This is a genomic window from Sphingomonas sp. CFBP 13720, assembly GCF_014842075.1.
Lineage (GTDB): Bacteria > Pseudomonadota > Alphaproteobacteria > Sphingomonadales > Sphingomonadaceae > Sphingomonas.
Window position 1 is genome coordinate 179,289 of record NZ_JACYVA010000002.1, and the last position, 26,959, is coordinate 206,247.

At 66.6% G+C, this 26,959-nt stretch carries 19 protein-coding genes and 1 riboswitch; of the genes, 12 read left to right on the forward strand and 7 right to left on the reverse strand.

The window, feature by feature from the left end; all coding sequences use genetic code 11:
* Positions 1-60 precede the first annotated feature (60 nt).
* Complete coding sequence (gene metE, locus IFT55_RS05990) at positions 61-2,373, reverse strand: 5-methyltetrahydropteroyltriglutamate--homocysteine S-methyltransferase (RefSeq protein ID WP_192090067.1); 2,313 nt, start codon at positions 2,371-2,373, stop codon at positions 61-63.
* Between the two features lie 105 nt (positions 2,374-2,478).
* A riboswitch (cobalamin riboswitch) is annotated at positions 2,479-2,699 on the reverse strand.
* Positions 2,700-2,873: 174 nt separating this feature from the next.
* Between metE and IFT55_RS05995 the strand changes: the two genes are divergently transcribed.
* The 4 genes from IFT55_RS05995 (at position 2,874) to IFT55_RS06010 (ending at position 7,849) form a co-directional block, all read left to right on the forward strand.
* Positions 2,874-3,833, forward strand: coding sequence for a site-specific DNA-methyltransferase (locus IFT55_RS05995; protein WP_192090069.1), 960 nt, complete (start codon positions 2,874-2,876; stop codon positions 3,831-3,833).
* Positions 3,834-3,908: 75 nt separating this feature from the next.
* The gene (locus IFT55_RS06000) at positions 3,909-4,463 is read left to right on the forward strand and encodes a DNA methyltransferase (RefSeq protein WP_192090071.1); all 555 of its coding nucleotides are present in this window, start codon (positions 3,909-3,911) and stop codon (positions 4,461-4,463) included.
* Positions 4,464-4,613: 150 nt separating this feature from the next.
* Positions 4,614-4,853 (forward strand): hypothetical protein, encoded by a 240-nt coding sequence (locus IFT55_RS06005; RefSeq protein WP_192090073.1) that lies wholly within the window; start codon positions 4,614-4,616, stop codon positions 4,851-4,853.
* Positions 4,850-7,849, forward strand: coding sequence for a restriction endonuclease (locus IFT55_RS06010; protein ID WP_192090075.1), 3,000 nt, complete (start codon positions 4,850-4,852; stop codon positions 7,847-7,849). Before IFT55_RS06005 ends, IFT55_RS06010 begins: the two co-directional genes overlap by 4 nt.
* On the opposite strand, the gene IFT55_RS06015 is transcribed toward IFT55_RS06010, so the two are convergent.
* A complete protein-coding gene (locus IFT55_RS06015) occupies positions 7,833-10,793 on the reverse strand; it encodes a TonB-dependent receptor (protein ID WP_192090077.1) in 2,961 nt (986 codons plus the stop codon). The two genes, IFT55_RS06010 and IFT55_RS06015, sit on opposite strands and share 17 nt — an antisense overlap.
* A gap of 211 nt (positions 10,794-11,004) precedes the next feature.
* Here IFT55_RS06015 and IFT55_RS06020 point away from each other — a divergent pair, with 211 nt between their 5' ends.
* The 4 genes from IFT55_RS06020 to IFT55_RS06035 all read left to right on the forward strand — a co-directional run bounded on the left by IFT55_RS06020 (position 11,005) and on the right by IFT55_RS06035 (position 16,998).
* Positions 11,005-13,359 carry a hypothetical protein gene (locus IFT55_RS06020; RefSeq protein ID WP_192090079.1) on the forward strand — a complete coding sequence of 785 codons (2,355 nt, stop codon included), beginning with the start codon at positions 11,005-11,007 and terminating at the stop codon, positions 13,357-13,359.
* Positions 13,360-13,599: 240 nt separating this feature from the next.
* Positions 13,600-15,561: an acyltransferase family protein gene (locus tag IFT55_RS06025; RefSeq protein ID WP_192090081.1), complete on the forward strand. Its 1,962-nt coding sequence runs from the start codon at positions 13,600-13,602 to the stop codon at positions 15,559-15,561.
* 52 nt (positions 15,562-15,613) lie between these two features.
* The gene (locus IFT55_RS06030) at positions 15,614-16,063 is read left to right on the forward strand and encodes an EF-hand domain-containing protein (protein WP_192090083.1); all 450 of its coding nucleotides are present in this window, start codon (positions 15,614-15,616) and stop codon (positions 16,061-16,063) included.
* Between the two features lie 5 nt (positions 16,064-16,068).
* Positions 16,069-16,998 (forward strand): cation diffusion facilitator family transporter, encoded by a 930-nt coding sequence (locus tag IFT55_RS06035; protein ID WP_192090085.1) that lies wholly within the window; start codon positions 16,069-16,071, stop codon positions 16,996-16,998.
* Between the two features lie 51 nt (positions 16,999-17,049).
* On the opposite strand, the gene murA is transcribed toward IFT55_RS06035, so the two are convergent.
* The 4 genes from murA to IFT55_RS06055 form a co-directional block, all read right to left on the reverse strand.
* The gene (gene murA / locus IFT55_RS06040) at positions 17,050-18,333 is read right to left on the reverse strand and encodes a UDP-N-acetylglucosamine 1-carboxyvinyltransferase (RefSeq protein ID WP_192090087.1); all 1,284 of its coding nucleotides are present in this window, start codon (positions 18,331-18,333) and stop codon (positions 17,050-17,052) included.
* Between the two features lie 85 nt (positions 18,334-18,418).
* Complete coding sequence (gene clpS / locus IFT55_RS06045; protein ID WP_249403670.1) at positions 18,419-18,745, reverse strand: ATP-dependent Clp protease adapter ClpS; 327 nt, start codon at positions 18,743-18,745, stop codon at positions 18,419-18,421.
* A 220-nt stretch (positions 18,746-18,965) separates the two neighbouring features.
* Positions 18,966-19,754 carry a phasin family protein gene (locus IFT55_RS06050; RefSeq protein WP_192090089.1) on the reverse strand — a complete coding sequence of 263 codons (789 nt, stop codon included), beginning with the start codon at positions 19,752-19,754 and terminating at the stop codon, positions 18,966-18,968.
* 129 nt (positions 19,755-19,883) lie between these two features.
* Positions 19,884-21,623, reverse strand: coding sequence for a PHA/PHB synthase family protein (locus IFT55_RS06055; RefSeq protein WP_192090091.1), 1,740 nt, complete (start codon positions 21,621-21,623; stop codon positions 19,884-19,886).
* Positions 21,624-21,697: 74 nt separating this feature from the next.
* On the opposite strand from IFT55_RS06055, the gene IFT55_RS06060 reads away from it, so the two are divergent.
* From IFT55_RS06060 to IFT55_RS06070, 3 genes are all read left to right on the forward strand, one after another.
* Entirely contained in the window at positions 21,698-22,909 is a 1,212-nt protein-coding gene (locus IFT55_RS06060; RefSeq protein WP_192090093.1) for an LL-diaminopimelate aminotransferase, read from the forward strand.
* A 68-nt stretch (positions 22,910-22,977) separates the two neighbouring features.
* Positions 22,978-23,376 carry an MAPEG family protein gene (locus IFT55_RS06065; protein WP_192090095.1) on the forward strand — a complete coding sequence of 133 codons (399 nt, stop codon included), beginning with the start codon at positions 22,978-22,980 and terminating at the stop codon, positions 23,374-23,376.
* 97 nt (positions 23,377-23,473) lie between these two features.
* The gene (locus tag IFT55_RS06070; protein WP_249403625.1) at positions 23,474-24,013 is read left to right on the forward strand and encodes a DUF4142 domain-containing protein; all 540 of its coding nucleotides are present in this window, start codon (positions 23,474-23,476) and stop codon (positions 24,011-24,013) included.
* 108 nt (positions 24,014-24,121) lie between these two features.
* Here IFT55_RS06070 and IFT55_RS06075 read toward each other — a convergent pair whose 3' ends face one another.
* Positions 24,122-24,577: a winged helix-turn-helix transcriptional regulator gene (locus IFT55_RS06075; RefSeq protein WP_249403626.1), complete on the reverse strand. Its 456-nt coding sequence runs from the start codon at positions 24,575-24,577 to the stop codon at positions 24,122-24,124.
* A gap of 225 nt (positions 24,578-24,802) precedes the next feature.
* Between IFT55_RS06075 and IFT55_RS06080 the strand changes: the two genes are divergently transcribed.
* Positions 24,803-26,893 (forward strand): RelA/SpoT family protein, encoded by a 2,091-nt coding sequence (locus tag IFT55_RS06080; RefSeq protein WP_192090099.1) that lies wholly within the window; start codon positions 24,803-24,805, stop codon positions 26,891-26,893.
* The last annotated feature ends 66 nt before the right edge of the window (positions 26,894-26,959 follow it).

A 26,959-nucleotide genomic window follows, 5' to 3' on the forward strand; every position in this document is an offset into this window, starting at 1 on the left:
GGCCGTTGCCCCGCCGCGATGCAAGGCGGCGGGGGAGCGCAACCCCCCGCCACCCGCCGCTCAAGCGACCGGTTCGGTCGGTGCCGTCACCCCGATACGCAGCGTCCGCGCGGCCGCGACCATCGCCGCGATCGCCGGCTTCACTTCGTCCCAGCGCCGCGTCTTCAGCCCGCAATCGGGGTTCACCCACAATTGTTCGGGCCGCAGATGTTCCTGCGCCAGCCGCATCAGCGCCACCATCTCCGCCTCGTCCGGCACGCGCGCCGAATGGATGTCGTACACCCCCGGCCCGATCGCGCTGGGATAGCGATAGCGGGCGAACGCGGCCAGCAACTCCATCTGCGACCGCGCGGTCTCGATCGAGATGACGTCGGCGTCCATCGCCGCGATCGACGGCAGGATGTCGTTGAACTCCGAATAGCACATATGCGTGTGGATCTGCGTCGCATCGGCCACCCCTGCCGCCGTCAGCCGGAAACAGTCGACCGCCCAGTCCAGATACGCCTGCCAGCCCGCGCGTCGCAGCGGCAGCCCCTCGCGCAGCGCCGCCTCGTCGATCTGGATCGCCCGGCATCCCGCCGCTTCGAGGTCCAGCACCTCGTCGCGGATCGCCAGCGCGATCTGGCGGCAGGACGCCTCGCGCGGCTGGTCGTCGCGCACGAAGCTCCAGTTCAGGATCGTGACCGGCCCGGTCAGCATGCCCTTGACCGGCCGGTCGGTCAGCGACTGGGCATATCGCCACCATTCGACCGTCATCGCGGCGGGACGCGCGACATCGCCGAACAGGATCGGCGGACGCACGCAACGCGATCCATAGCTCTGCACCCACCCGCCGAGCGTGAACGCGAAGCCCGACAGCTGTTCGCCGAAATACTGGACCATGTCGTTCCGCTCGAACTCGCCATGCACCAGCATGTCGAGGCCCGCTTCCTCCTGCCACCGGATCGTACGTTCGGTTTCCGCGCGCAGGAACCGGTCATAGCCGGCATCGTCGAGGTTGCCGCGCTGATGCTCGGCGCGGGCGTGGCGCACCTCCGGCGTCTGCGGGAACGACCCGATCGTCGTGGTGGGAAAGGCGGGCAGCGCCAGCACCCGTGCCTGCGTCGCGATCCGCCGTACCAGCCCGCCCTGCCGTTCGCGCATCGCGGGCGTCACCGCCGCGACGCGCTCCTGCACCTGCCGGTCGTGGATGCGCGGCGACGTGCAGCGGCTGGCGGCGGCGGCGTCGGATTCGGCGATCGCCTGCGCCGCCGCATCGCGACCGTCGTTCAGCGCGGTCTTCAGCGCCGCCAGTTCGGCGATCTTCTGCACCGCGAACGCCAGCCACAGCGTGACGTCGCCGTCCAGCCTGCGCTCCAGCGCCAGATCGACCGGCACGTGCAACAGCGAACACGATGGTGCCAGCACCAGATCGCGCGCCCGCGCCACCGGTTCGATCCGGTCGAGCAACGCCGACAGATCGGCCCGCCACACGTTGCGCCCGTCGATCACGCCCAGCGACAGCAGCATGTCCTTCGGCACGGCCCGAAGCACCGTATCCAGCTGTTCGGGCGCGCGGACCAGATCGACGTGCAGCCCGGCGACCGGCAGCGCAGCGGCCAGCGACAGATTGTCGTCCAGCCCGCCGAAATACGTCGTCAGCATCAGCTTCGGCCCCGATCGCGCCAGCCGGGCATAGGCGCGGGTGAAGGCGCGCCGCTGTTGCTCGGTCAGGTCGGTGACGAGGATCGGTTCGTCGATCTGCACCCATTCCGCGCCCGCATGCGCCAGATGCCGCAGGATCACGGCGTACAGCGCCAGCACCTCGTCCAGCAGGTCGAACGGGTCGTTCCCCTGCCCCTTGGCAAGGCTGAGCCACGTCACCGGTCCCAGCAGCACCGGGCGTGTCGCGAACCCCTGCGCCGCCGCTTCGCGATAGGCGTCGACCACCGTCAGCCGGCCGAGCGCCAGCCGCTGCCCCGGTTCGATCTCCGGCACGATATAATGATAGTTGGTGTCGAACCATTTCGTCATTTCGCCGGCGGTGACGCTGTGCGGCGTATCGCAGCACGCGGCCACCCCGGTCGAACCGCGCGCCATCGCGAAATAGGTCGACAGGCCCGCCTGTCCGTCCGCCGCGCGATACCGTGCCGGGATCGCCCCCAGCATCATGCTGGTATCCAGCACATGGTCGTACAGCGAGAAGTCGCACGACGGCAGCCAGTCGGCGCCCAGCGCGCGCTGTCGCGCCCATGCGGCGGTGCGCAGGCCTGCGGCGGCGGTGTTCAGCGCAACCTCGTCCTCCTTGCCGGACCAGTGTTTCTCTAATGCGAACTTCAATTCCCTGCGCGGGCCGATGCGCGGAAAGCCCAATGTGGCGACGGTGACGGTCATGCTTCATACCCCGATGAAGGTCGGGGCGACCGGACAGGCGCGCACGCCCCGCCGGACATGGCCCGGCGGCGGACGACAGGCACCCGACCGGGCACCCCGCCGGTGGACGTTATCGCGTCGCAGGCAGGTCTCCTGGCTCGCGGGTCGTCGCGGCTGGCCCGGCCTTCCCGACCGCGCGAACGCCGTCAGTGACACGAAATGGACCATCCGCTCGCCGCTTACAGTTGCGGGGGCAGCGCCGGCCTTGCCCGAAGGGCGCACCGGCTTCCCGTCTTAGCTCCGGCGGAGTCATCCTCCGCTGAAGAACCTTTGACACCCGCCTTGTCGCGATCGGCGCCAGCGGCGTCAATAGCGGATATAACGATATCCTTATATCTTGAAGTGGTCCGATCAATCCGTTTCGGAGCGATTGCCGATCCGAAGCGAACGCGTCCGCCGTAACGCCCGCGCCGGTTTCCCGGCATCGTCCTTCCGGCCCAGCCACAGGACGACGGACCAGCATGACCGACACCGCGCCGCCCGCCGACGATCCGATCCCGCGCCTGTCCCCCGACAGCGCCACCGCCGACAATGTCGCCGCGCTGACCGCGCTGTTCCCGTCGATCGTCACCGATGGCCGCATCGATATCGACGCGCTGCGCCAGTTGCTCGGCGCGACGGTCGAGGACGGCGACGAGCGCTACGGGCTGAACTGGCGCGGAAAGCGTGCCGCCCGCGCGTTCGCGCTGACCCCCGGCACCGGCACGCTGCGCCCCGACCGCGATGGCAGCGTCGATTGGGACGGCACGCGCAACCTGATGATCGAGGGCGACAATCTGGAGGTGCTGAAACTGCTGCGCCGGTCGTACGCGCGACAGGTCAAGCTGATCTACATCGACCCGCCGTACAATACCGGCAACGACTTCGTGTATCCCGACGATTATCGCGACACGCTGGCCCAGTATGAACGGCTGACCGGACAGCGCGGGCAGGACGGCACGGCGCTGACCACCAATACCGAGGCGAACGGGCGTTTCCACACCGACTGGCTGAACATGATGTACCCGCGCCTGATGCTCGCGCGCGATCTGCTGCGCGACGATGGCGCGATCTTCATCTCGTGCGACGACAACGAGGAATCGAACGTCATCCGCCTGTGCGACGAGCTGTTCGGCGAGGCCAATTTCGTCGCGCGCTTCGTGGTGCAGACCAATCCGCGCGGACGATCGCTCGACCGGTTCGTCGCCAAGACGTTCGAATATCTGATCTGCTATGCCAGCGACAGCAGCCGCCCCGCGATCCACATGGTGGCGAAGAACGACGCGGCGATGGCGGCGTACAACCTGACCGACGATCGCGGCCGCTATCGCCTGATCGAATTGCGCAACCGCAATCCGGTGTTCGACCGCCGCAACCGGCCGAACCTGTATTTCCCGATCTATGCCGGGGCGGATGGCGGCGCGGTGTCGCTCGAACCCTAGCCCGACCGTCCGGTCGCGATCCTGCCGCTCAATTCGGAAGGGGTCGAAGGATGCTGGACATGGGGTCGCGACCGCGTGGCGCGCGAAACGGACCTGCTGGTCGCGCGGCAGGCGAGCACCGGCGCGTGGCGCGTGTTCCGCAAGGACCATGTGCCCGACGGCGGTGCGACGACGAAGGAGAAATCGCTGTGGCTCGACAGCAACCTGAACCATGAAAACGGCAAGGAGGAGGTGCGCGCCCTGTTCGGCTGTTCGCCGTTCGATTTCCCCAAATCGCGCCACCTGATCCAGCGCGTCGTGGCGCTGGCGACGACCGGCGACGACCCGGTGATGGACTGTTTCGCCGGGTCGGGCACCACCGGCGATGCGGTGATTGCACAGAATATCGCGGACGGGGCCACGCGCCGGTATCTGCTGGTCCAGTTGCCCGAGCCGCTCGACCCCGCCAATCCGGCGCAGAAGACGGCGGCGGAACTGTGCGATACGCTCGGGCGACCGCGCACCATCGCCGAACTGACGAAGGAACGCCTGCGCCGCGCGGGTGCGACACTGCGCGCGGCGCATCCGCATGCGACGCCCGACACCGGATTTCGCGCCTATCGGCTGGCCGCGTCCAGCCTGAAGCCATAGGACCCCTTTCCCGCCGATCTGGTCGCGGCGGTCGAGGCGGCGGTCAACAATATCCTGCCCGGACGGACGCAGGACGATCTGCTGGCCGAACTGCTGCTGCGCACCGGCGTCGACCTGACCGTACCGGTCGAAACCCGCAGCATCGCCGGGGTGGCCGTCCATGCGATCGACGGCGGCGTCGCGTTCGCCTGTTTCGGTGCGGTCGACGGCAATGCCGCTGCGCTGGGCGACGGCATCGCCGACTGGCACGCCGCGCTGACCCCGCCCCGCGCCGCCAGCTTCTGGTTCCGCGACGGTGGCTTCGCGACGGCGGCGGCACGGGCCAACCTTGCCGCGACGCTGCGCCAGCGCATCGGCAAGGCGTCGATCGCCCGACTGGCATCGCTGTGAGGTTCCGGTTCGAAGCCGCGCTGCCGCATCAGATCGCGGCGATCGAGGTGGTATGCGCGCTGTTCCGGGGGGCCGCGCCGCAGCCCTCGGCCTTCACCATCGCTTCCGCATCGCCGCTGCCGCTTTCGCCGCGCCTGCCGCTGGGCGATGCGACGCCGGGTCATGCCAACCGGCTCGATCTGGACGACGACCGGCTGTTCGCCAATCTGCGCGACGTGCAGTCGGCGGGCGGACTGGACATCGACGACGCGCTGGTGTCGCCGGACTTCACGGTGGAAATGGAGACCGGCACGGGCAAGACCTATGTCTATCTCCGCACGATCTTCGAACTGCATCGCCGCCACGGGCTGACCAAATTCGTCATCGTCGTCCCATCGGTCGCGATCCGCGAAGGCGTGGGCACCTCGATCGAACGGATGCGCGCGCATTTCCACGACCTGTATGACGGCGTGCCGTTCGATTGGTTCGTGTATGATTCGGCCCGGCTGGAACAGGTGCGCGACTTCGCCGTCGCCGGTTCGATCCGCGTGATGATCGCGACGGTCCAGTCGCTGGGCACGCGCACCGCGATCTTTCGCCAGCCGCGCGAATCGACGCAGGACATCGCCGCGCTGCAATGGGTCGCCGACACCCGCCCCGTCGTCATCATCGACGAACCGCAATCGGTCGATGCCAATCCCGACGGCGCGGGTGCGCAGATCCTGCGCGACATGCGCCCGCTGGTCCGGCTGCGCTATTCGGCGACGCATGCCCGCCGCTTCCACCCCGTCCACCGGCTCGACGCGTTCGACGCGCACGATCAGGGGCTGGTCAAATCGATCGAGATCGACGGCGCGCAGGTCCAAGACGCCGACAACACGCCGCTGGTCACGCTGTCGCAGGTCGAGGCGAAGCGCGGCCACCCGCCGCGCGCCGTGGTCGAACTGGTGCGCCAGTCGGCGACACGAACCGAACGCGCGACGGTCCGGGTCGACGACGGCGACGATCTGGCCACCCTCACCGGACGCGCGATCTATGCCGGGATGCGCATCGGCACGATCGACGCGCGCGACGGCGGATCGATGCAGTTGCTGCTGCCCGGATCGGTCGTCACGCTGCATGCCGGCGAGACGCATGGCGGCATCGACCCCGACAGCCTGTCGCGGGCGATGATCGCGCGCACCATCCGCCACCATTTCGTCAAGGAACTGCGCAATCGTCCGCTGGGCATCAAGACGCTGTCGCTGTTCTTCGTCGATCGCGTCGCCGACTATCGCTGCTACGCCGCCGACGGCACGCCGTCGCCGGGCAGGCTGGCGCGGATGTTCGAAGAGGAATATCGCAGGCTGGCGGCGCACGCCGACTATGCCACGCTGTTCGCCACCGTCCCCGCCGATGCGGTCGCGGCGCATGGCGGATATTTCTCCGCCGACCGCCACGGCCGCATGGTCGAATATGACCGTAGCCGCAGCGGCGAGTTAAACGCCGCCGCCGCGAAGCTGCGCGACGCAACGTTCGACCTGATCATGAAGGACAAGGAACGGTTGCTGGACGAAGCCGAACCGCTGCGCTTCGTCTTCTCGCACTCGGCGTTGCGCGAAGGGTGGGACAATCCCAACGTCTTTCAGATCTGTATCCTGCGCGCCATGGGCGGCGACCGGCAACGGCGACAGTCGATCGGACGCGGCCTGCGCCTTGCAGTCGATGCACACGGCGTGCGGCGGCGCGACGAGGGGTTGAACCGGCTGACGATCATTTCCGACGAACCGTTCCGCGCCTTTGCAAAGGGGTTGCAGGACGAGGTCGAACAGGCACTGGGCGTGCGGCTGGGCCGGATCGGACGCGACCTGTTCGCCGGGCTGCGCTATCCGCTGCCCGACGGCGGCACGGCGCTGCTGACGATGGAACAGGCGCAGGCGGTGCACGATGCGCTGGACGCCGCCGGCATGGTCGATGACGGCAAGCCCAACGACCGGCTGCGCGCGGCGCTGGCCGACGGCACCGTGCCGTTGCCGCCGCTGCCCCCCGCCGCCGCCGCGATCGTGCGCCAGCGTTTGACGCGCGCATGCCGCACGCTGCCTGTCGCCGATGCCCGCGAACGCGGTCGCATCCGCCGCAACCACGACGTGCTCGCCGGGCACGATTTTCGCGAACTATGGGCGCGCATCGCGTGGAAGACGGTCTATCGCCTCGACTTCGCCGACGACGCGCTGGTCGATGCCTGTGCCCGTTCCGTAGCAGCCATGCCCCCGGCGGGGACCGCACGCGTGGTCTTCGAAACCGGCACGATCGACTTGGGACGCGAAGGCGTGTTCGTCGCCCGCACCGCCACGTCGATCCCGCACCGGGTCGATACCGGTCCGTTGCCGATGCCCGACCTGTTGCGCGAATTGCAGGAACGCACCGACCTGCCCCGCGCCATCCTCGCGCGCATCCTGATCGCATCGGGGCGGTTGGCAGACGCCGGCGACAATCCCGCCGCATTTCTCGACGGCTGTACCGTGCAGATCAACGTGGCGAAGCGCGCGATCCTCGTCGGCGGCATCGCGTACGACCGCGTCGACGAATGCTGGTCGCAATCGCTGTTCCGGGCGGAAGACGATGTCGACGCCGCGCGGCTGGTGCCCGTGCGCCATGCGCCGGTCGACGGGGTCACGGTGGATTCGGCGGTCGAACGCAGCTTCGTCGCCGATCTGGACGACAGCGACGCGATCCGCGTGTTCGCCAAACTGCCCCGCGCCTTTCGCATCGCCACGCCGCTGGGCAGCTACAATCCCGACTGGGCGATCGTGCGCGATACGCAGGATGGCCCGCGCGTCTGTCTGGTCGCGGAAACCAAGGGCGATCTGAACACCCTGCGCGATGCGGAACGCGACCGCATCCGGTGCGGCCGCGCCCATTTCACCGCGATCGACGTGCCATTCATCGCCGTCACCACGCTGGCGGGCGTGCTGTCGGTGCGGATCGATCCGCCCGGCACCACGCCCGCCCCACGGCACGTCAGAACCGCAGGTTGACGCCCGCCGTCACCGTGCGGCCGATCCGCGTTTCGAACAACGTGTCCTGCCGCACGCTGTCGGTATACAGCACGTTGCGTTCGTCGGTCAGGTTCTGTCCCTCGACGATCAGCTTGATCTGGTCGGTAATCGCCAGCGATGCCGACGCATCGACGTACAGCGTCGGCTTGTTGCCCTGAAGGTCGCTGCCCGGCGACGCCGGAATACCGCGGATGAACCGGTCGCGGTAATTGGCGGTCGACCGGATGCTGAACCGTTCGTCCTCGTAATACAGCGTGCCCGACGCGGTATTCTTGGACAGTCCGACCAGATCGTTGGTCGTCGTCACCGTCGGCACGCCACCGACGCTGGCAAGGATATATTCGATCTCCGACGTGACGTGCGTGTAATTGCCCAGCACGCCCAGATGCGTCAGGAACCCCGGCAAGAAGTCGAGCTGAATCTGCGCATTCACCTCGACGCCCTGCAACGGCCCGCCCGGCGTATTGAACGGCTGCGACACGGTGAACAATTCGGTCGGCGACGTCTGACTGTTTTCCAGCAGCGCGTTCGGCAGGCCCAGTTCGTTGAACGGCACCTGGCTGTTCACGTTCTGGATATAGCTTTTGATGTCCTTGTAGAAATACGCGACCGACAACAGCGAACCGGGCTTGAAATACCATTCGACCGCCGCGTCGAACGTGTTGGCGCGGATCGGTTCAAGGAACGGGTTGTTGACGTTGCCCACACGCGTAACCGGATTGACGCCGCTGGTCGGCGTCAGGATGCCCAGTTCGGGCCGCGTCATCACCTTGGCCCCCGAAATGCGGAACAACAGGTCGCGGACCGGTTCGATCACGATGTTGGCGGACGGCAACCAGTCCTGATACCCCCGTGCCGCGCGGCCATATTGCCCGACCAGATTGGTCGGCGACGTGACGCCGGCGGGCGGCGCGACGGCGATATAGCCCGATGTCGCCAGGTCGGTCCTGACATAGCGCACGCCGGCATCGCCGCGCAGCCCGAAGCCCACCCGGTCCTGAAGGTCGAACGTCGCCATCAGGTACGCGCCCTTGATCTCTTCCTTCACCCGGCTGCGCGCGCCGCCGCATTCGACCCCGCAATACCGCACCGCGTCATAGCCGAAGGTCGACGCCCATTTGTCCGGATCGATCGCCGCCCATGTGCCCGGCGCGCCTGCCCCGAACAGTTCGTCGACACCGTCGATCGTGCGCGTGATGCTGGCCAGCGACGTGCCGGCCGGCAGCGCGCGGACGACCGTGTCGGCGTTGTACGGGCGCAGAAACGACGACACGAAATCGCTTTCGCGATATTGCCCGCCGACCTTGACCGTGAAGCCGTCGGCCACGGACCAGTTGAGATTGGTTTCGCCGGTGAAGTTGTCCGTGGTGTTCTTCGACGGCTTGCCCTGGAAACTGAAGCCGCCCAGCACGGTGCCGTCGCTGAGGCCCGGTGCGTAGGAGAAGCTGGCCGGATTGGCGACGTCGAAGCCGAAGCCCAGCAACGGCGTGCTGCCGCCCTGACGGAAATCGATCGAGAAATTGTCGGTGTCGATCGCGTCCATGAACGTCTGCAACCGCTTGCGTCCGTCCCACACCGACTGGTTGCGCCCGACCAGCATCGTGACTTCCAACGCGTCGTTCAACCGGCGCTTCAGGTTGAAATTCGCCTGTTTGAACGTCGATACGAAATGATCGACCAGCCCTTCGGACCGTACGTCGACGCCGTCGAACAGGCCATAGACCAGCGACCCGTTGTCATCGAACTGCACGTCGCGCACCGACACCATCGGCTGGCCGTTATTCGCGATCGACCGTCCGAACGAGATGCCGGCGATGTAGTTGTCGCGACGCTCCACGTCGAACCGCGAATAGAGCAGGTCGACCGAGATGTCGGTATCGTCATCGGGCTTGAACTGGACGGTGAACGTGCCGCCGATCCGTTCCTGATCCTGTTCGGAATTGAGATAGCGCGGCAGCCGGGGCAGGAACGCGCCGCTTCCCGCCGTACCCTGAAGATCGGCGCGACGCAGGCCGAGGATCGTGTTGTACGCCGCGACCGATCCGGTGCGCGGGTTGCCGGTGCTGCAATCGCCGATCGTCGCGCCCTTCGTCCCGAAAGCGGGGTAGAGCGGGTTGACGCCCAGCGGCGAACAGAACAACCCGTTGGTGTTGGCCGACAGGATATCGACCGCCGAATAGCCGACCTCGCGGATATGGCGCTTCTGATAGGCGACCGATGCGAGGATGCCGAACGTGCCGTCGGCGAATTTCTTCGACACCAGCATCGATGCGCGCGGATCGACCTTTTTCGACAACTGGTTCCAGATGCCGCGCGCCGTGGCCGTCAGCACGAAATCCTCACGCGCGTCGAGCGGCTTGGGCGCGGTCAGATCGACCGTCGCGCCCAGCGATCCTTCCTCCACATCGGCGGACGGCGTCTTGCGCACCGACAGTGCCGAGAAGATCTCGGTCGGGAACACGTTGAAATCGAAGCTGCGACCATTGTTGCCCGCGCCATAGATATCGGACGACCCGGTCTGCGACGTGCCTTCCATGCCGTTGATCCGCACGCGCGTGAACCCTGCGCCGAGACCCCGGACGGAGATGTTGCGCCCTTCCCCACCGTCGCCGCGCGCCAGCGCGACGCCGGGCACGCGCTGCATCGATTCGGCGAGGTTGGAGTCGGGGAACTTGCCGATATCCTCGGCGACGATGCTGTCGACCGCCGCGGTCTCGCGCCGCTTCTGCCCCAGTGCGCTGTCGAGCGAGGCGCGGAACCCGGTGACGACGATCTCGCCCTCGTCGACCTGTTGCGGCGTGGCGGTGTCACCACCGGTATCGGCGGGTACGTCCTGCGCTGCCGCCGCACCGGCGAACAGCAATGCCAGCCCGACCGTGGCGGTCGAAACACCAATGCGCGTGAAAGCACGAATGGAAATCATGGTCCCCTCTCCCTGGTTCGGAACCGCAGTCTGTTGCCGCGTGTCCCATCATGTGAACTTAACTATTACATAGTAGGTCATTACTTGCGTATTGTCACGCTGATACTGCGAACCAGGCAACAAGATTGCGCCATGGACCGGCCGCGCGTCGTCGCTTCGCGATGCGCTGATCGTCATGGCGACCCCGCGCCGGATCGGGGTATAGGGGCGCATGGCCCGTATGCTTCCGTTCCTGTTCGCCGCGTTCCTGCTCCTGATCGCCGACCGCGCCGATGCGCAGCAGAATGCGTTCGACCTTGCCGGTCCCGAACTGTCGATCACGGTCACGCGGGCGGGGGTCGAACTGCCGATCACCGCCGTCCCGTCGCTGCGCGGCGGCGACCGGTTGCGGGCCACCGCGCGCTTTCCCGCCGACCAGTCGGCGCGCTACCGCCTGGTCATCGCGTTCCTGCGCGGTGCGACCAACCCGCCGCCGCGCGACTGGTTCTACGAAGTACGGGCATGGCACCCGAAAAAGAACCTGCTCGACGTGACCGTGCCGCAGGGCGCGGAACAGGCCATGCTGTTCCTTGCGCCCGAAGCCGGCGGCGGCTTTGCGGCGGTGCTGGGCGCAGTGCGCGGGCGGCCGGGTATCTTCGTGCGGGCGGCGCAGGACCTGCATCAGGCGTCGCTCGATCGCGCCCGGCTGGATGCGTTCGTCGCCGCGATCGGCCGGATCGGCGACACCGCGCCCGAACGGCTGGTCACCGCCGCGCCGATCCTTGCCAACGCGTTGCGGATCAAGCTGAACGCCGAATGCCTGACGCGGCAGCGCGCGCTGCAATCCGCCTGCCTGACGCAAAGCCGCGACGCGCTGGTGCTTCAGGCGCAGCGCGGCACGACGCTCACTGAAACGCTCACCGGCACGCCCGTCGACCTCGCCTATCGCGTGGCTGCCACGCCGGAGGGCGGGGCAGGCTATTACAGCCCCTATATCGGGCTGGCACGCGATGTCGCACGGCTGTTCGGCGCGTTTCGCAGCGCGCAATATCAATATCTGCCCGCGCTGACGCTGAATGACGGTGCGGATATCCGTCTGCAACTGAACGCCGCCCCGTCGTTCCAGAATCCGCGATCGGTGCTGGTCGCGCCGTTGCCGCCGATCGGTGCCACCCCGCCGCCGGTATGGCGGTCGGCGGCGCCCGCCGCCGTGTGCCTCGCGCGACCGGGCGCGGTACTGCCGCTCGACGACGCGTCGCTGCTGTTCGCGACGGGCTATGCCCGCGACCTGCGGCTGGCGATCGAGGGTGCCGACGGGACCACCGCGACGCTGCCGGTCGTCGTCGATGCCGAACAGGGTGGGCTGCGGCTGGCGGAGGGCACCGACCTGACCGCGCTCGGCCCGGTCGACGGCGCGACGTTGCAGGGCAGCTGGGGCTTCGACCGGTTCGACGGGCCGCGCCTGCCGGTACAGCTCGACCGTGCCGGTGCGTGGCGTCCCCAGCCCGATGGCTTCGTCGTCGTCGGGCGCGACCATCCGCTGGCGCTGCGTGGCGGGGCATCGTCGTGTATCGAACGGCTGGCGCTGCGCGATGCGACCGACGGCAACTGGTCGCTGTCATGGAAGACGGTCGGCGCGGACGAGGTCGAGGCGGTGCTGCCGCTCGGCCGGGTCCGCCCCGGTCCGCTGACGCTGTCGATCGGCCGCCATGGCGCAGCGACGCCCGACACGGTCCGGCTCACCGGCCGGGTCGAACCGAGCCGCCTCGACCGGTTCGTCGTCCATGCCGGCGATCGCAGCGGCATGCTCGACGGTGCGCGGCTCGATCAGGTGACGCGTCTGGATCTGGGCACCCATCGCTTCATGCCGGGCGCGCTGACGCGCGGACCGGATGGCGACCAGCTGGAGATGACGACCGACCGATCGTTGGAACCGGACGACGCGACCAAGGCCACGGTAACGTTACGCGACGCCCGTACGGCCAGCGTGGGCGCGACCATCGCCCCTTCGCGTCCCACCGCGAAATTGCTCGATCTGGACGCTACCATCGTGCCCGTGCCGGGTGCCGCACCGATCGCACTGCCCGACGGACTGGTCCCTGCCGGCGCGACGCTGACCTTTTCGTTCCGGCCCGCCGGCGCGCCGCTGGGCGATCGCGATGCGGTGGAGGTCGCGACCGACCAAGACGCGGGTCCGCGCCTGACCTTCGCGGCCGGCACGTTGCAGCGGGTCGGCGATATCGTCGTCGCGACGCTCGCACCGCCGCCGGGCGCGCCGATCGCCGGACGCCTGCGCTTCCGGTTGATCCGCGACGGCGCGACCGGCGACTGGCAACCGCTGGCCCGTGCCGTCCGCTTGCCGGCGGTTACCGCGCTGGAATGCCCCCAAACGGGCGACTGCACGATTGCCGGCCGCAACCTGTTCCTCGTCGCTGGGATCGCAGGCACCCCAGACGGCACCCCGACACTGGTGCCGCCCGGCTTCGTCGGAACGTCGCTTGCACTGCCAAGTCCGGCGAAAGACGCCGTGTTCCTGCGCCTGCACGATGCCCCGGACGTCCCGCTGCGAGTGGCTATCCCCAAGTAATCTCACGATTATCTGGTGTCCGTCATCCTATTGGTCGGCGCGATAGTATAGTCGTATTTGATAAAGCAGGTCCCTGTTCGGGATTTTTCGGTAAGCTACTGATTTACCACCGGATGATTACTTTGCACTAAACGCCGTAATCTCTTATTCACCGTCGAGACGCGGGGGGCGTCCGGGGGCGGAATTACGGGTGCGCATTTGAAGAAATGCCCCGTTTTCCGACGGATACGGGGAAATATTATGTCGATCGCCGATCAGGCCGGGCGAAGCCGCATGTCCGCCGACGATGATCGCCGTGACGCCCGTGCCGGCGCGACAACGCATGCCGTTCGGGGATATCGCAGCGATATCGACGGTTTGCGGACGTTGGCGGTGCTGCCCGTCATCCTGTTCCATCTCGATATCGGCATCTTCACCGGCGGCTATGTCGGGGTCGACGTCTTCTTCGTGATCTCGGGCTATCTCATCACCTCGATCATCGCGCGCGAACTGACGGCCGGCAATTTTTCCGTACTGCGGTTCTACGAACGTCGGTTCCGGCGCATCCTGCCTGCGTTGTGCTTCGTCGTTCTGGCCTGCCTGATCGCCGGGCTGATCGTACTGTCGCCGCACGATCTGAGCGAAATGGGCCGGAGCGTCGCGGCGACGGCGCTGTTCTCCTCCAATTTCCTGTTCTGGAACCAGGCCGGCTATTTCGATGCGGCGACCGAACTGAAACCGCTGATCCATACATGGTCGCTGGCGGTCGAGGAGCAATTCTACATCGTCTTCCCCCTGCTGCTCGGGCTGTTGTGGAAACGGGCGTCGCGTCATGTCGTGCTGGTATTGTCGGCAATTCTGGTCGTTTCGCTCGCATTGAGCGTGATCGGCGTCGCGCAGGCACGGTCGGCCGCCTATTTCCTGCTGCCGTTCCGCGCATGGGAATTGCTGATCGGATCGCTGCTGGCGGTCGCGGCGCTGCCACAGGCGCGCTCGCGCTGGCTGCAGGAAGCGCTCGGAACGCTCGGCCTGCTCGGCATCGTCCTGCCCGCCATATTGCTGGAAGCGGGGAGCCCGTTTCCCGGGATCAATGCGGTCCCGCCGGTGCTGGGCGCAGCGCTGCTGATCCATGTCGGCGCGGGCGGCACGCGCAGTGCCGCCACCCGGCTGCTGTCGCTGCGGCCGATCGTGCTGATCGGGCTGCTGTCCTACTCGCTCTACCTGTGGCACTGGCCGCTGATCGTGTTCGCGCGCTTCCTGACGCTGTCGGACATTACGCCGCGCATGGCGGTGACGCTGCTGGCGCTGACGTTCCTGATGTCGTGGATATCGTGGCGTTTTGTCGAACGCCCGTTCCGCACCGGACTGCTCACCGGACAGCGTGCGCTGCTGACCGCTTCGGTCGTCGCGATCGGCCTGACCGCCGCGGCAGGTGCCGCGCTGGTCGTGAGCAAGGGCGTGCCGTCGCGCTTTCCCGAACTGGCGGGGATCGAACGACGCGTGCTGGTCCAGCGGGCGGAGGACCGCAAGGCGTCGTGCGTCATCGGCGAAGCAGGCAATCCATGGCCGGGCGTGGACGCCTGTACCGTCGCGCGGGGGCCGGGGACGCGCATTCTGCTGTGGGGCGATTCGCACGCCAATCATTTCGTCCGCGCCTTGCGTCAGACCGGCGCGCAGACGCAGGGCAACATCATCGTCTATGGCATGACCGCCTGCGTCCCGATCCTCGGCGTACCGTCGCCCAAACGCCCCAATTGCGTCGCCAGCAAGGAACGGATCTTCGACCTGATCCGTGAAAACCATATCCAGCGGGTGCTGATCGCCGGACTGTGGCAACCGCGCGCGGACCGGGTGACGGGCACCGGGCAACAGACGCTGGCAAATACCGTCCGCCGGTTGCGCGACGCCGGCGTAGAGGTGGTGGTGATCGGCGACACCCCGTCGCTGCCGATCGCCGACCCGCTGTTGCTGTACCCGCGCCTGCTGCGCAACGGCACGCCGCAGGCTCCGCTCTACATCACGGTCAGGAACGATCCAGGGTTCAACCGGCGCATGGCGGATGCGATCCGGCCGACGCCGGTGTTCGATCCGATGCCGCTATTGTGCCGGAACGGCGAATGCATGGTGATCGACCGGGGCGAACCCTTGTTCGTCGACGAGAATCATCTCAGCCGTCTGGGCGCACGCCGGGTTCTGACAGGCATGGGACGTCTGCTCGACTGATCGGTCGCATCGCCCCTGTTCACCGCATGCGGCAGGTGCCAGAAGCCGCAGCATGATCCTTGCATTGCTGCTCGCCGTTCAGGCACCTGCGCTCCCCATCGCGCCCGGCGATCGTCCCGCCGCCGCGACAATGGTCGTCGAACCGGTGGGCGCGATGCTCGCCGGGTTCGACGCCGACGGCGACGCGCGCACGACACGGGCAGAAGCGACGGCGGGGATCGCGCGCAGTTTCACAGGCATTGCGGGTACGGCCCCCACGATCGGCTATATCGTCTTTGCCGATTGGGCCGAACGCTGGCTGGGGGATCGTACCGCGTTGCCCGGCCCGTTCGAGGTCGATCGCGACGGCGACAATCGCATCGCGCTGCCCGAATTGCAGGCGCGCATCGCGGCGATCTTCGGACGGATCGACCGTAACGGTGATGGCGTGCTGACGCGCGCCGAATTGCTGACCATCCGGCAGGGACCGCGCGACGGGCGCGGCGACCGGCGCGGACGCTGACGGCGATGGGCGCGCATCACGATCATCATCACGGCCATGGGCACGGGCATGGGCATGGGCACGCACATGCGCCCGCCGATTTCGGCCGCGCCTTCGCGATCGGAACAATGCTCAATCTCGCCTTCGTCGGCGTAGAGGCGGCGGCGGGGTTCTGGACCGATTCGGTGGCGCTGCTGGCCGACGCCGGGCATAATCTGTCCGATGTGCTGGGGTTGCTGATCGCATGGGGCGGCGCTGAACTGGCCAAGCGTCCGGCGTCGGGGCGCTTCACCTATGGGCTGGGCGCGTCGACCATTCTCGCGGCGCTTGCCAACGCACTGGTCCTGTTGATCGCGATCGGCGCGATCCTGCTGGAAACCGCCCAACGCCTCGGCGATCCGCGGCCGGTCGACGGATGGCCGGTGGTGTGGGTCGCGCTGGCGGGGATCGCCGTCAACCTCGGCACGGCGCTGATGTTCGCGCGCGGGCGGCACGGCGACGTCAACATCCGCGGCGCATATCTCCACATGGCCGCCGATGCGGCGGTGTCGGCGGGCGTGGTGGTGGCGGGACTTGCCATCCTGTGGACCGGCGCGACCTGGATCGATCCGCTGGTCAGCCTGATCGTGATCCTCGTCATCCTGATCGGCACATGGAGCCTGTTGAGCGAATCGCTGCTCCTTGCGCTACAGGCGGTGCCGCGCGGCGTCGATGCGCCGGCGGTGGAGGCCATGCTGGCCGCCCTGCCCGGCGTCGCGAAGGTCCACGACCTGCATATCTGGCCGATCAGCACCACCCGCACCGCGCTGACCGCGCATCTGGTGATGCCCGACGGTCATCCGGGCGACACGTTCCTTGCGCAATTGTCGGATCGGCTGGCGCATGATTTCGCGATCGATCATGCGACGGTGCAGGTCGAACGCGACGCGGGATGCGCCCTGACGCACGGACATTGACGCGACGGCGCGGGGTCCAGGTGCGACCCCGCGACCGGACGAAGAACGGGGTTAGCCGTCGCCCAGCCGCTCGATATCGGCACCGACCGCCTGAAGCTTTTCCTCCAGCCGTTCGTATCCGCGGTCGAGGTGATAGACGCGGCTGACCGACGTTTCGCCCTCTGCCGCCAATCCGGCGATGATGAGGCTCATCGACGCACGCAGGTCGGTCGCCATCACCGGCGCACCGATCAGCCCGCCGACGCCGCGCACCACCGCCGACCGGCCGGTGACGGTGATGTCCGCGCCCATCCGCGCCAGTTCGGGCACGTGCATATACCGGTTTTCGAAGATCGTTTCGGTCAGCAGGCTGGTCCCGTCGGCGCGGGTCAGCAGCGCCATGAACTGCGCCTGCATGTCGGTCGCGAAGCCCGGATAGGGCGCGGTCGACAGCGTCAGCGGCCGGATAGGCCCGCCCGCCTCGACGAACAGCGATCCGCCAGCTTCGCGCACTCCGACCCCGGCCTCGACCAGCGCCGCGATCGTCGCGCGCATGTCGTCGGGGACGACGTTGGCAAGCTCGACTGATCCACCCGTGATCGCGGCGGCACAGGCATAGCTGCCCGCCTCGATCCGGTCGGGCATCACGGCATAGGTCGCGCCGTGCAGCCGGTCGCGACCCTCGATCGTCAGCGTCTCGCTGCCGATGCCGTCGATGCTGGCCCCCATCGCGACGAGGCAGCGGCACAGATCGACGATCTCCGGTTCGCGCGCCGCGTTTTCCAGCACCGACGTGCCGCGCGCCAGTACGGCGGCCATGACCGCATTCTCGGTCGCGCCGACCGACACCACCGGGAAACGATAGCGCCCGCCCGGCAACCGGCCGCCCGGCGCGGTCGCCTTCACATATCCCGCCGCCAGCTCGATCTCTGCGCCCAATGCTTCCAGCGCCTTGAGGTGCAGGTCGATCGGACGGTTGCCGATCGCGCAGCCGCCCGGCAGCGATACCGTTGCCTCGCCCGCGCGCGCTACCAGCGGGCCGAGCACGAGGATCGACGCGCGCATCTTGCGCACGATGTCATAGGGCGCGACCGTCGACGTCAGCCGCTGTCCGCGCATCGTCATGACGCGGCCGAACTCGGTCGGGTGCGATCCCTCGATCATCGTCGATACGCCGAACTGGTTCAGCAGGTGGCCGAAACTGTCGACATCGGCGAGACGCGGCAGATTGCGCAGCGTCAACGGTTCCTCGGTCAGCAGGGCGCAGGGCAACAGCGTGAGCGCGGCGTTCTTCGCGCCCGAAATGACGATGCGGCCGGACAGGCGATTGCCGCCGCGAATGACGATACGATCCATGGGCCAGCTTCTAGTGGTTGCGAGCCGGTGCGCAAGAGGCGGTATCCGACGGCACCGCGTTCACGATATCAGCGGCGGTCGTCGCCTACGCCTTCTCCAGCGTGCATTGCAGCGGATGCTGGTTCTGCTGCGCAAAGTCCATCACCTGTGCCACTTTGGTTTCGGCGACCTCGTAGGTGAAGACGCCGCACACGCCCACGCCGCGCTGATGGACGTGCAGCATGACCCGCGTCGCTTCCTCCATGTTCATGCGGAAGAAGCGTTGCAGGCACAGCACGACGAACTCCATCGGCGTGTAGTCGTCGTTGAGCATCAGCACGCGATAGGGGGTCGGCTTCTTGGTCCGTGCCTGTGTCGCGACGCCCAGCCCAGTCGAGCGGCCGTCGTCCTGATCCCGGTCGTCGCCGGCCATGGTGATGCGGTGGATGTGAAACATGTCGTCGCGAAATATGGCATCGCGGTACGTCAGGGCAAGAGGGTGCGGCATCATCGCACGCGGTTCGGCATACCGCGCCGGGACACGGGGCGACCATTCCTGCCTCCGGCTGCGTCCGTCACGTCCGCCCGACATGAAAAAGGGGCGGCCGCTCGCGCGACCGCCCCCTTCCCCGCCCGGTGCAGGACGGTACGGATCAAGCGACCGTCTTCACCTTGTCGGCGGCAACCGCAACGCGGTTGCTGATCGGCTGTGCGGCGTCGCCGGCCAGCTTCATCATCATTTCGGTCGTCTTCGACGCTTCGGCGACGAACGAGTCGAACGACTGGCGCACGAAGTCCGACTGGAGCTTCATGAACTCGGTCGGCGACTTGACGGTCGCCAGCGTCTTGGCAGCGGCGGTCGCGCTCTCGAACGACTTGCGGCCATATTCGGCCATTTCCTGGCCCAGCGTCTCGAGACCCTTGGCAGCGATGCGGCTGGCTTCGACCAGCGCCTCGACATTGCCCTTGGCCATGTCGTTCATTTCCTCGAAGCCCTTGGCGCTCTTTTCAAGCGCGGCCTTCGCCTTCTCGTTCATGTCGGCCATCACGTTCTGCGCCTTGTCGGCGGTGTTCTGGGCGGCGGAGGTTGCTGCGTTGGTGACGTCCATGGTCTTTTCCTCGATCTGCTCGGCAACGGTCTGCGCCGTCGCGGTGGTTTCCTGCGTACTCTCGGTCACGGTATCGGACACGGTCGTTGCGACCGTGTTTCCGGCATCCGCGGCCGCCGCGATCACGGCCTCGATCTGCTGCGGCAATTCGACCGGAGCGGGTGCGGGTTCGGCAAGGAACGGCACGGGCGGGATCGCCGCCTCGGCTGCCTTCTCAACGGACTTCACCTGTTCCGGCGCGGCAGCCACGACCGGACCGGCCTTGCCGACCGGACGGTTGGAACCGGGAATGGCAGGCTTGCGCGTGCCGGTCTTCGGACCCCTGCTGGCCATCGGACATCCTCCAATTAGTTGCTGCTGCAATGCAGCATCTACGCATCACATATTGCTATTTCAAGACGTAATTGGTGCAGTGCAACATGAGTGATTAGATTTTTCAAGTTGTGGAATCGTAACGTCTAATCAGCGGGTCCGTACATATTCTCCCGGTGCGTCGCCCAACGTCGCCAATGGACCGCCGCCGGGTATGCGCGCCCCCTCTGCCGGTACGGTCTGTCCATCGGCTGCCGCGATCCACGCGCGCCAGTCCGGCCACCAGCTACCCTTGGTTTCCGTTGCGCCGGCAACGAACGCCGCCAGCGATTCGGCGGGCGCGTCGTTGGTCCAATACTGGTATTTCTGCGCGGACGGCGGGTTGACCACACCCGCGATATGACCCGATCCGGCGAGTACGAAGCGCAGCGGCCCGGCAAAGTGATCGGTGATCTTCCACACGCTTTCGGCGGGCGCGATATGATCTTCGCGGCCGGCCTGGATGTAGGATGGCGTCGTGACCGTGCCGAGGTCGATCGGCACGCCGTCGACGATCATCGATCCCGCCTGCGCCAGCCGGTTGTCGCGGTACAGATCGGTCAGATAGCCCAGATGCCACGTCGCCGGCAGGTTGGTGACGTCGGCGTTCCAGTGGAGCAGATCGAACGGCGCATAGTCGTTGCCGAGCAGATAATTGTTGGCGACGTAATTCCAGATCAGGTCGCGCCCGCGCAACAGGTTGAAGGTCGCAGCCATATATCGGCCGTCGAGATAGCCGTCCTTGCCGACCTGGCGGATCAGGTTCAGCTGGTCGTCGTCGACGAACAGCGACAATTCGCCCGCATCGGCGAAATCGACCTGCGCCGTAAAGAACGTCGCGGTCGCGACCTTCGCCGCTTCCCCACGTGCCGTCAGCAGCGCCAGCGTCGCCGCCAGCGTCGTCCCTGCCACGCAATAGCCGATCGCATGAACCGATCCGACGCCCAGCACCTCGCGCACGGTGTCGATCGCATCGACCTGTCCGCGCACGACATAATCGTCCCACGTCACGTCCTTCATCGACGCATCGGCGGAGCGCCACGACACGACGAACACCGACAGCCCCTGCTCGACCGCCCAGCGGATGAAACTCTTTTCCGGCGTCAGGTCGAGAATGTAGAACCGGTTGATCCATGGCGGAAAGATCACCAGCGGGATCGCGCCGACCGTCTCGGTCGCCGGTGCGTAATGGATGAGTTCGTACAGCGGCGTGCGCTTGACGACCTTGCCCGGCGTGGTGGCGACGTTGCGGCCCAGTTCGAACGCGCTGGTGTCGCTCTGCGTCATCTGACCGCGCGACAGGTCGGCCAGCATGTTCTGCAGGCCCTTCAACAGATTCTCGCCGCGCGTCTCGACGATCTTTTCGACGACCAGCGGATTGGTGGCGGGGAAATTGGTCGGGCTCATCGCGTCGATCAGCCCGCGCGTGGCGAAGCGCAGCTTCTCGCGCTGCTTGGCGTCGATGCCATCGATCGTATCGACCCGCTTCAACATGTGGTCCGCGACGAGGAAATAGCTCTGCCGGATAAAGGCATAGACCGGATCGTCATGCCATTGCTTCGCCTTGAAGCGCCGGTCGCGCGCCTGTTCCGCCGATTCGACCACCGGTTCGGCTCCGGCGGGATCGAGAAACCGCTGCCACAGCTTCATAGTGTCGGCCCAGAAATCGGTCTGTGCGCGGACGATCCCGGTGGGATCGGGCAGCATCGGCCCCCGTTCCATCAGGTCGATGCCCTGTTCCAGCATCATCTGTTGCGCGCGTCCCAACATTTGCGTCCAATGCTGAAGATCTTCCAGCGACATGGCGGGCTTGGTGGCCTCGCTGCCCGAATCGCGGGTCTGTTCGCTCATTTCCACTCTCCTGTCGCGCAACGCCTACCGGTTAGCGGCTTCGTAGCGTAAGGGCGATGCTGAAAGGAACGAAGATGTCCGACGAATTCTACCGCATGAAGCGCCTGCCCCCCTATGTCATCGCCGAAGTCAACGCGATGCGGGCCGCCGCGCGTGCCGGTGGGGAGGACATCATCGACCTTGGCATGGGCAACCCCGACCTGCCGCCGCCCGACCATGTCATCGAAAAACTGGTCGAGGTCGCGCGCAAGCCGTCGGCCCACGGCTATTCGCAATCGCGCGGGATTCCGGGGCTGCGCAAGGCGCAGGCGAATTATTACGGCCGCCGGTTCGGCGTCGACATCGATCCCGAAAGCGAGGTCGTGGTCACGATGGGGTCGAAGGAGGGGCTGGCCAGCCTCGCCACCGCGATCACCGCGCCGGGCGACGTGATCCTTGCGCCCAATCCCAGCTATCCGATCCATATGTTCGGGTTCATCATCGCCGGGGCGACGATTCGCGCCGTCCCGACGACGCCCGACGAACATTATTTCGAAAGCCTCGAACGCGCGATGGCGTTCACCGTACCGCGCCCCAGCGTGCTGGTGATGGGCTATCCGTCGAACCCCACCGCCGAAGTCGTCGACCTCGCCTTCTACGAACGCGTCGTCGCCTTTGCGAAGGAACATGGGCTGTGGGTCATTTCCGACCTCGCCTATTCTGAACTGTATTACGACGATTGCCCCACGCCCTCGATCCTGCAGGTGAAGGGGGCGAAGGACGTCGCGATCGAATTCACCTCGCTCAGCAAGACCTATTCGATGGCGGGCTGGCGCATGGGCTTCGGCGTCGGCAACAAAAAGCTGATCGCGGCGATGACCCGGGTGAAGTCGTATCTCGATTACGGGGCGTTCACCCCGATCCAGGCGGCGGCATGTGCCGCGCTGAACGGCCCGCAGGACATCGTCGAGAAAAACCGCCGGCTCTATCACAAGCGCCGCGACGTTCTGGTCGACAGTTTCGGCCGGGCCGGATGGGACATCCCGTCGCCGCGCGCGTCGATGTTCGCATGGGCACCGCTGCCCCCCGCACTCGCCCATCTGGGGTCGCTCGAATTTTCGAAGCAGTTGCTGACCGAGGCCAAGGTCGCGGTGGCGCCGGGCGTCGGCTATGGCGAAAATGGCGAAGGCTATGTCCGCATCGCGATGGTCGAAAACGAACAGCGGCTGCGACAGGCGGCGCGCAACGTGAAGAAATATCTTCAGTCGATGGGGGTCAACACGCCATCGGGTCGCGCGGCGGGCTGATCCGCCAGTCACGCGGAACCACGGCCGGCGTTGCTGCGCTGTAGGCGACCAGCCGAAGGAACCACAGGATGACCGATCTGCCCACCGAACTCGTCCTGCTCGGCTGGTCGACGGTCCTGTATGCTGCCGCCGTGATGTTGCAGGGGCAATTGGCGACGCGCGAGCTGGGCATCGGCTGGAACGCGGGGCCGCGCGACGGCGGGGACCAGCCGAAGGGCGTCGTTGCGGGCCGTGCGCAGCGCGCGCTCGACAACCTCAAGGAAACCTACCCGATCTTCATCGCGCTGGCGCTGGGCTTGGCGGTGTCGGACCGCACCGGCGGCGTCGGGGCGACGGGTGCGATCCTGTGGTTCGTCGCGCGACTGGTCTATCATCCGCTTTATCTGTTCGGCGTGCCGTATCTGCGCAGCCTCGTGTGGCTCGCCTCGGCGTTCGGCCTGTTGTTGATGCTGGTCCGGTTCCTTTGAAAAACGACATGATTTGGGTTAGTTAGACATATTGACACGGTTCCATCCACGACATCGCGCGTTGTGCCGCCACCGACTGTCCGATGGAGAATCTACCATGCCGAAACCGACGACGATCGCCGCCGCCGCATTACTGTCGTTCACCGCAGCGCCGATCATGGCCCAGACCGCACCGGGACAGCCCGCGCCGATGTCCGGCGCACCGGCGGCTGCACCGGCAACGACCGGAGCCGACTATGTCGCCAAGGCCGGCGCCAGCGACCTGTACGAACGCACGTCGAGCCAGCTGATGCTGTCGTCGACCCGCAGTGCGAAAATCCGCGAGTTCGCGACGATGATGCTGCGCGACCATGCGAAGAGCACCGCCGACGTCAAACGCGCCGCCGCCGCCGCCCGCGTGCGCGTCCCCGCGCCGAAGCTGGAACCCGAACAGGCGCGCATGATCGCCGAGCTGCGCGCCGCGTCGGGCACCGAGCGCGATCAGGTATATGTCCAGCAGCAGCAGACCGCGCATGACAAGGCACTGGCACTGCATTCCGGCTATGCCCAGTCCGGCGATGCCGAATCGCTGCGCGCCGTGGCCGCCGCGACTGCCCCGGTCGTCCAGCATCATATCGAGATGCTGAAGACGATGTAACGGCACGGGGCATCGTTCGACCCGATCGCGTCGGGTCGGACGATGCCCCCTTTCCCCCGATTGTCGCAGCGTCGAGTTTCGTTGCGCCCCGGCCAGACGCCGCGCGCCTCACTTCGTCGCGGCGGCATCCTCGCGCAACGCCCAGACCATTTCGCTCGTATCGAGCACCCGGCCGTCATGGCTGTACACCGCGACCGGCGCGATCGGCCGATGGTCGCGGGTGTCGACAAGGACCGGTGTCGCCTCGACCCGCGTCTCCCACCGCTCCCCCCACTGGCGCAGCGCGACCATCGTCGGCAACAGCGCACAGCCCTTGTCCGTCAGCCGGTATTCGACCTTGCGCCGATCGCACTGCATCGCCTTGCGTTCGAGGATGCCATGTTCGACCAGCCGCGACAGGCGGCTGGCAAGGATGTTGCGCGCGATGCCCAACTCCGACTGGAACTCCTCGAAATGACATAAACCGTTGAATGCGGCGCGCACGATCAGGAACGACCACCGCTCGCCTACCGCTTCCAGCGCGGCGGGAAGGCTGCACCGGGTGGCGAGTCGGCGCAACGGCATCGAAACGGGCTCTGTCATCCAATCACGACTAGCCGATACGATACTGCTTTGAAATCGGATGATCTTTACATCTATGTAATGTTCGGGGCCATGCGTCGCGGATCGGCGATATCGCTGGCTGGGCACGGAGCGGCAGCCATCGAAGGCGCGGCGGCGGACGATGACGGGCCGCACCGGTTCGGATAACGGTTGCATTGCCCGCGGTCCCGGCCCCATCTAGTTCACATGCTGCGTCAATATGAACTGGTTGAACGGGTCAAAGCCTATGACCCCGACGCGAACGAAGCGCTGCTGAACCGCGCCTATGTGTTTTCGATGCACGCGCACGGCAGCCAGAAGCGCGCGAGCGGCGATCCGTATTTCAGCCATCCGATCGAGGTGGCGGGCATCCTGACCGACCTGCATCTGGACGACGAGACGATCGCGACGGCGATCCTGCACGACACGGTCGAGGATACCGTGGCGACCCATGAAGAGATTGAGGCGAAATTCGGCCACAACGTCGCGCGGCTGGTCGAGGGCGTGACGAAGCTGTCGAAGATCGAGGCGCAGACCGAGAACGAGCGCGCGGCGGAAAACCTGCGCAAGTTCCTGCTGGCGATGTCGGACGATATCCGCGTGCTGCTGGTCAAGCTGGCCGACCGGCTGCACAACATGCGCACGCTGCATCACATATCGAAGCCGGACAAGCGCAAGCGGATCGCGCGCGAAACGCTGGATATCTATGCCCCGCTGGCCGAGCGGATCGGTATGTACGAGTTCATGAACGAGATGCAGACGCTGGCATTTCGCGAGATCGAACCCGAAGCCTATGAATCGATCACCCGCCGGCTCGAACAACTGGAGGCAGGCGGCGGCGACCGCGTGGCGAAGATCGGCGGCGATCTGAAGGCGATGCTCGACCGCCACGGCATCACGGCGGAGGTGTCGGGCCGGCGCAAGCATCCCTATTCGATCTGGCGGAAGATGTCCGAACGCCATGTCAGCCTCGAACAACTGTCGGACATCGTCGCCTTCCGCGCGATCGTCGAAACCGAAGAGGAATGCTATCGCGCGCTGGGCAACATCCATCGGCGCTGGCCGATGGTGCCGGGGCGGTTCAAGGATTACATCTCGACGCCCAAGCGCAACGGCTATCGTTCGCTGCATACCGCCGTGATTCATGGCGAAAACATGCGGATCGAGGTGCAGATCCGCACGCGCCAGATGCATGCGCAGGCCGAATTCGGACTCGCGGCGCACTGGGCGTACAAACAGGATGCGGTGCGCCCCGATACGCAGGTGCGGTGGATTCGCGACCTGGTCGAAATTCTGGACACCGCCGAAAGCCCGGAGGAGCTGCTCGAACATACCCGCATGGCGATGTATGCCGACCGGATCTTCGCGTTCACGCCGAAGGGCGAACTGCACCAGTTGCCCAAGGGTGCGACCCCGATCGACTTCGCCTATGCCGTCCATACCGATCTGGGCGATCAGGCCGTGGGGGCAAAGGTCAATGGCGGCGTCGTGCCGCTGCGCACCGAACTCCAGAACGGCGATCAGGTACAGATACTGCGGTCCAAGGCGCAGAAGCCACAGGCTAACTGGCTGAACTTCGCGATCACGGGCAAGGCGCGCGCGGCGATCCGTCGCTACATCCGCCTGCGCGAGCGGGAGGAAACGATCGCACTGGGCACGCGGCTGTATCAGGAACTGGTCGCGCGCCTGCCGGTGCCGCCGGGCACCGATGCGCTGGGCGATGCGCTGGTCCGGCTGAAACTGGCCGACGAGGCGACGCTGTTCCAGTGTCTGGCGCGCGGCAAGCTGACCGAGGAAGCGGTGATGGAAGCGGTGATGCCCGGCGCGGTCGCCGCGCCGCGTGCCGAACCGATCCCGGCGCAACGCGCACCGATCGAGATCAAGGGGCTGACCGCCGGGGTCGGCTATGTCCTCGCCACCTGTTGCCATCCGGTGCCCGGCGACCGCATCATCGGCGTACGCGGCGACGATGGCCGGTTCGAGGTGCACGACATCGGCTGTCAGGTGGTCGACGGGATCGATCCGCATCAATGGATCGACCTGACGTGGGGCACCAATGCCGAAGGCGCGACCGCGCGGATCGCGGTGACGCTGAAGAACGAACCCGGCGCGCTGGGCGCGGTCGCGACGGTAATTGGCGGGCATCGCGCCAACATTCTGGGGCTGCGGCTGGATAACCGCGACACGACGTTCCACACCAACACGATCGACGTCGAAGTGCGCGACGCCAGCCACCTCATGAAGCTGCTCGCCGGGCTGCGCGCCGCCGACGCGGTCAACAGCGCGGAGCGAAGCTGAACCCCGTACCGGAGCGAATCCCGGCGTCTTGACCCTTGCCCTGCCCGCCGCCAGTCCCCAAAGCAC